6 protein-coding genes are annotated in these 6,280 nt (G+C 39.4%); all 6 read left to right on the forward strand.

Features of this window, described 5'->3' with window-relative positions; genetic code table 11:
- Positions 1 to 159 precede the first annotated feature (159 nt).
- Positions 160 to 486: an XdhC family protein gene (locus V7164_RS10380; RefSeq protein ID WP_335354042.1), complete on the forward strand. Its 327-nt coding sequence runs from the start codon at positions 160 to 162 to the stop codon at positions 484 to 486.
- A 20-nt stretch (positions 487 to 506) separates the two neighbouring features.
- Positions 507 to 1,328, forward strand: coding sequence for an XdhC family protein (locus V7164_RS10385; protein ID WP_335354043.1), 822 nt, complete (start codon positions 507 to 509; stop codon positions 1,326 to 1,328).
- Complete coding sequence (locus V7164_RS10390) at positions 1,325 to 1,954, forward strand: nucleotidyltransferase family protein (RefSeq protein ID WP_335354044.1); 630 nt, start codon at positions 1,325 to 1,327, stop codon at positions 1,952 to 1,954. Before V7164_RS10385 ends, V7164_RS10390 begins: the two co-directional genes overlap by 4 nt.
- Positions 1,955 to 2,052: 98 nt before the next feature.
- Positions 2,053 to 4,101: a sigma 54-interacting transcriptional regulator gene (locus V7164_RS10395; RefSeq protein ID WP_335345911.1), complete on the forward strand. Its 2,049-nt coding sequence runs from the start codon at positions 2,053 to 2,055 to the stop codon at positions 4,099 to 4,101.
- Positions 4,102 to 4,119: 18 nt separating this feature from the next.
- Entirely contained in the window at positions 4,120 to 5,004 is an 885-nt protein-coding gene (locus V7164_RS10400; RefSeq protein ID WP_335345910.1) for a 5-oxoprolinase subunit B family protein, read from the forward strand.
- A complete protein-coding gene (locus tag V7164_RS10405; protein ID WP_335345909.1) occupies positions 5,005 to 5,982 on the forward strand; it encodes a biotin-dependent carboxyltransferase family protein in 978 nt (325 codons plus the stop codon). It begins immediately after the preceding gene.
- Positions 5,983 to 6,280: the final 298 nt, after the last annotated feature.

Below are 6,280 nucleotides of genomic sequence, written 5' to 3' on the forward strand. Positions count from 1 at the left end.
GGTAACCAAAGAGTGCTACTGGTGCCCGCAATGAAGGAAATCAACGTTAAACGGTAACCATTGTTTTAAAAAATAGTTTAATAGAATAGGGGGCGGATCTTAATTGAGAAACGCCCCTTTTTAAATTGGGATAATTTAATATTTTTAGGAGGTAAAAGTATGACTGACAATGAATTAATAATTGAAGCCATTAATAACACACGAAAATTAGGCCGGAAATCGGCATTAGCCACTGTTGTAAGTGTTGCGGGTTCAGCTTATAAAAGAGAAGGGGCGAAAATGCTGGTTGATGAGGAAGACAATATGATCGGGATGATTTCAGGAGGATGTTTGGAGTCGGATGTTGCTGAAGTGGCAAAATCTGTAATAGCTTCAGGCGCCCCTATTTTAAAGACATACGATTTAGACGAGGATTTAGTCTGGGGACTCGGACTTGGCTGCCCGGGCACAGTGAAAATTTATATCGAACCTGTCGAGCCTTATTAAATAATTGATGGAGGGGTAAAATGTTAAACCTATCACCATTTGAAGCATGGTTAACGAGTTTCGAGGAAGAGCAGGAGTGTGTTCTGGCGACAATCCTGCCAATCAATCCATCACAACAAACGAATGAGCCTTGCCGCTTATTTATTTCTGGAAGCCACAAAACGATTGGCGATCTTGGCGATGAGGATATTAACCTAAGGGTAATCGAGTTGGCAAGAAGAAAATTAAATGAATCAAATCCAAAATCAGAGACACGGGTATTTACCCTGCCGGACGGCAATGATGTTCATGTTTTTATAGATGTATATATTCCCCCAGTTGAATTGATGATTTTCGGTGCTGGGCACGATGCCATTCCTGTGGCAAAATATGCGGTTTCATTAGGATTCAAAACAACTGTTGTAGACCAGCGGGAATTTTACAATAATGAGGAACGTTTTCCAGGGACAAACAGGCTGATCGTCAAAACGAGTGAATTTCAGGAGAAAATTAAGATTGGCCGAAGAACATATATCGTAGTGATGAATCACCATATTGAGAGGGACCAGGAAACATTAAAGTTTGTATTGCGCTCACCATCGCCATATATTGGTGTTCTTGGCCCACGCTCCCGCCGCATTCGGATGATAGAGGGACTGGAAGAAGCCGGTGTTTTTTTCGATGAAAATGAACTTAATAGAATGTACAGTCCAATTGGTTTAGATATTGGAGCTGTATCACCAGAAGAAATCGCCCTTAGTATTCTAGCGGAGGTAGTTGCGAAAAAAAATGGCCATTCAGGCGGGTTTTTACAAGGATCTGAATATATTCATCGAGCATCAAATACGAAGGAGCCCGTATGAAAGGACATACAATTAACCCATCCGTTTGTGCTGTAATTCTTGCCGCCGGTACGTCATCCCGAATGGGGCAGCCTAAGCAGTTACTTGAATTAAATGGACTTCCGCTTCTAGAGCATGTCATTCGAGTTGCACTCTCAGCTGATTTTTCCGAAATCATAACGGTTATTGGCTGTGAAGCTGCTAAAATACAAAAATCTATTTTGATTGAGGATCCGCGTTTTCGCTGGGTATTCAATGAAGATTATTTATCTGGGCAAGGGTCTTCTTTAAAGACAGGCATTATAAACGCAGGAGACTGCCATTCCGGGGTGATGGTATTCCTCGGCGATCTTCCTTTTATTGCAGAAAGCACTGTTCAATCCATTTATCAATTCGGAAAAGATTTGCTTAACAAACAACACGAAGGTTTCGTTATTCAGCCTGAATATCATGGAATTACAGGTCATCCCGTTTTTTTCGGTCATCCAAATAGAAATATATTTATGGAGCTCCAAGGGGATCGTGGCGCAAAAGCGATAATGAATAAAATCCCCCATCGTCAATCCATCTCTATGGATGATCGCGGCATTTTATTTGATATTGATACTCCTGAATCGTATGATAAAGCGATAAGTCAGAATAAGTGAAAATATCTTTATATTCAGGCTATTAATTTCCTATCTGTTTCTAGAAAAAGTATAATAGGTGTAAATGAGGTTCGTTCTAACAGGAGGGGTCGGATAGGTTGATTATTTGGAAGGATATTCTGAAGCCGATTTCAATCTTTGTTGATGTTCGCAGTTCAATTGAGGATGTTATTCACCATTTTTCCAATCAAAATTTGGATATTGTTTTGGTAACAGATCAAGGGTCTCTAGTAGGTTATTGTACGAAGGAGCTTTTATTGAATCAAATTGCCCAAGCCTCGGACCTAACACAGCCCATTACATATAGAAATGATATTTTAAAAGTTCCGCAGTTTTCTCCGGTTGAATTTTATCATAATGTTTCTTTAATAATTGGGGTTAATGAGAAGGAAGAATTTGTTGGTTATACGACTATTGAACAGGCAAGGCACCACATTAGTGAGTTGCGATTAAAAGATATCAATCTGCTATTACATGGAGCGGGCGTAGGGATTGTCAGAACAAATGTTCATTACCAAATTGAATTTATTAATGAAACAGCTGAAAATATTTTAGGGATTCCAAGTTCATTTCTAATGCTTCGAAATTATAAAACCCTTCTAACGAATGATAAAGATCTTGATAAAGTAATGGACGGGGAAACACTTGTAAGTGTAAACTCATCGATTAATTTCAAACAAATAAGCGGAAATTTTTATCCTTTACAGATTGATGGGAAAATAACAGGACTTGTCCATGTTTTTTTCTCTAGAGAAGTTTTTGAGGAAGCTGTACAGGAGCTAGACTTCGTTCGAAATTTAAATTCGGATTTACAGGCTGTTTATGCATCGTCCCAAGAACAAATACTCGTAATTGACGGAAGTGGAAAAATCATCCGTGTCGCTGGCATGTTTCTAGGAGACTTTTGGAAGGTGGAAAAGCCTGAGAATATCATCGGGAAAAATATCGATGAATTCTCGAAAAGGAATATTTTTCAGCCAAATGTGTTTGATTTGTGCAAGAAGCAAAAGAAAAAGGTGACAGCCATTCAAGATTTTACTGGGAGCAGTAGAGTTTGGTCTGTTGCGACTCCCGTTTATCACGAAGGAAAATTAGAAAAAGTCGTTGTGCTTTCAAGGGATATAACTCAGCAAAGCACTTCACTCAAAGATCAATCAGAGGACGATTCAGATCAAACCTTACATAATCGACACGAATTAAATAATAACGAAAAACGGCTTGTGTACCGTTCGAAAAAAATTGAACAGTTAGTAACAGAAATAAAAAGAGTAGCCCAATTTAATTCAACTATTTTACTAGAAGGTGATTCTGGAGTCGGGAAAGAAGTATTTGCCCAGCAAATCCATACTGCGAGTCCTAGAAGCAAGCAGCCGTTTGTTCGAATTAACTGTGGGGCGATACCTGAAAACTTGATCGAAAGTGAACTATTCGGCTATGAAAAAGGTTCCTTTACGGGTGCAGACAAAAATGGAAAAGCGGGCTTATTTGAAATCGCTAATAATGGCACTCTTTTTCTTGATGAAATTGGTGAGTTGCCTTTAAATATGCAAGTAAAGCTATTGCGTGTGTTACAGGAGCGGGAAGTGACAAGAATAGGCGGGGTAAGGCCGATTTCTATTAATGTTCGGATTATTACAGCGACAAATAAGGACTTACGGGAAATGGTCAATCAAGGAGAGTTTAGGGAAGATTTATACTACCGATTATATGTCATTCCATTTCGTATTCCGGCTTTACGTGAGAGAAAAGAAGATATTCTGCCTTTGTCGATTTATTTTTTGGAGAAATTTAAACAAATGTATGATATTAAAAAAAGCTTCACCCCAGAAGCCATTGAAGTATTGGAGACGTATGCATGGCCCGGAAATGTAAGGGAGCTCCAAAATATTGTCGAGCGATTAATACTACTGACAGAGGGTGAATGGATTCAGCGGGAACACGCATTAAAATATCTGTACGGTGAAGTGGAAAAGAAGAAAAAGCAGTTATTTGTTTTAGAGCTGATGCCGTTGAAAGAAGCTGTTGAAGAATTAGAAACCCAATTAATTGAGCGGGGAATGCAAAAATATCGAACAGCCGACAAATTATCCAAGGTGCTAGGAGTGAGTCCAGCAACAATCAGCAGACGAATAAAAAAGCTGAAGTAATGAGAGGAGTGACTCCAAATGTTTAACTTGCCTGAAACTCATTTTAATTTCGGCGGGGATGAGTATATTTATGCTGAAATATCCCGTGATATGAGGATTGAGAGTAACTTTAAAGCATTGGCCGTAACGGACGAGCTGAGAAAAAGAAAAATCCCGGGGATTATGGAGATTGTTCCATCCAATTCATCTTATTTAGTCCGCTACAATCCGGATATCATCCCATCAAGAGATTTACTAGATTTATTAAAAGACATTGATTTAACGAAAAGCGATCCAACAAAGCTGCATTTTTCAGTTCGAATAGTGGAAATTCCGGCATGGTATGATGACCCCGTGTCAAAGGAATTTTCTTTCCGTTTTCGGAATAGACACCCTTCACCCGATTTATCTGATTTCGAATTTGTCATGAAAGTAAATGGATTTACAGATAAGGAAGCATTTATTAAAGCACATTCGGAAACTCCCTATTTAATTACGATGGTCGGTTTTTTGCCAGGAACGGCCTGGCATTTCCCCCTTGGATTACAGCCAGACGAAATCATTCAAGCACCTAAATACAATAGCCCCCGAACGGAAACACCGGAAAGAGGCATGGGTCTTGGCGGAGCATTCAATGTCATTTATCCTGTAAGCGGACCAGGTACCTATCAGCTGATAGGAAGGTCTGCCGTTTCTGTAGTCGATCAGCCTAATCACTCAGAAGATTTAAAGGAGACCTCCTTTTTGGCAAGGCCGGGCGATATTTGGAAATACCGTCCAATAAATGAATCTGAATATCATAAGATTACGAGTGAAGAGAAGGCAGGTAAGTATCGCCTTAAAATGAAAGAAATTGACCTATCTCCACTTGAATATGCCGAAAAAGGCAAACAATATATCCAAGAGCTAATGGAGGATTTTTAAATGATAGAGGTAAAGGATGCTGGGCTGTGGACAACTGTACAGGACATGGGACGAGTGGGAAAGTATCATTTGGGTATACCTCCATCAGGAGCGGCTGATAAATACTCGTTTATGATTGGAAATCTTCTAGTCGGTAACCCCGAAGATTGTGCAGCGCTTGAAATGACGTTAATCGGCGGAGAGTTTGAGTTCCATAAAAAATGCATTATCGCCTTAACAGGTGCCCCAATGGAAGCTTATTTAAATAACAAGCCAATCTCTTTCTGGGAATCCCACCAAGTAAAAGAAGGGGATGTTTTGATAATAAGGGCTTGCCCTAAAGGGGTAAAAAGCTATTTATTCATCACGGGCGGTATTAATGTTCCTAATGTTATGGGCAGTAAATCTACCTATGAATTAAGTCGAATTGGCGGTTTTCAAGGAAGAAAATTAGCAGCGGGAGACAGAATCCAAATAAATGAGCCATTACATGAAGCATTCAAGCAAATCGGCAAAACGATACCAAGTGAGTTTATTCCATCCTTTAGTGATTTTCAAGAATTACGGGTAATGATGGGCATTACGGGTTATTTAATGAATGACCTTGCACTAAAAACCTTTCTAAATTCAGAATGGACAGTATCACATGAATCAAATCGGGTTGCTTACCGTTATAAAGGCCCAAAGGTGTCATTTACCGAGCAGAACCCGCCATTCGGTGCGGGAAATAGCTTTTCCAATGTGGTTGATATTGCCTATCCGATTGGTTCTGTATTATTTACAAATGAGGAAGAACTGATTGTTTTGCAAAATGACGCAACAACGGGTGGGGGGTTTATCACGATTGGCACAGTTATTAGCCAAGACCTGGATTTAATCGCTCAATCAAGACCATTATCCAAGTGCCGCTTTATCACTGTAACCATTGATCAAGCCATTCAAGCACGTGCCGAAAGAAGAAAGAAGCTGGAAGCGCTGGTTCAGATGATAAAAAGATAGGACAAGCAAGGTAATCTTCTATTTTTGCTTTTCCTATCTCCCCTGTTTGTACTCTGCTTTTGTATTCCAATGAATTAACTTAAATTCCAATAAGACCCAATTGACCGACCACTTTTTGTAATGAAAAGAACCAGTATATATTTGCCTATTTAACAGTAGTAAAAGCTCTCAAAATTAAATTTAGCATAGCATGTAAAAGACTATAAAAAAAGCAGGTGAAAAATATGACATATGATTACCAACGTATTTTAGGACTTCCAGGTATGGGCATGGGCGGTGTTCCAGGCATGGGCATGGG

This window comes from Bacillus sp. JJ1474, from assembly GCF_036965225.1.
GTDB lineage: Bacteria > Bacillota > Bacilli > Bacillales > Cytobacillaceae > Cytobacillus.

Coding starts and splice junctions, on each gene's coding strand:
- V7164_RS10380 (WP_335354042.1), top strand. CDS start 160: ATGACTGACAATGAATTAATAATTGAAGCCATTAATAACACACGAAAA.
- V7164_RS10390 (WP_335354044.1), top strand. CDS start 1,325: ATGAAAGGACATACAATTAACCCATCCGTTTGTGCTGTAATTCTTGCC.
- V7164_RS10405 (WP_335345909.1), top strand. CDS start 5,005: ATGATAGAGGTAAAGGATGCTGGGCTGTGGACAACTGTACAGGACATG.
- V7164_RS10400 (WP_335345910.1), top strand. CDS start 4,120: ATGTTTAACTTGCCTGAAACTCATTTTAATTTCGGCGGGGATGAGTAT.
- V7164_RS10385 (WP_335354043.1), top strand. CDS start 507: ATGTTAAACCTATCACCATTTGAAGCATGGTTAACGAGTTTCGAGGAA.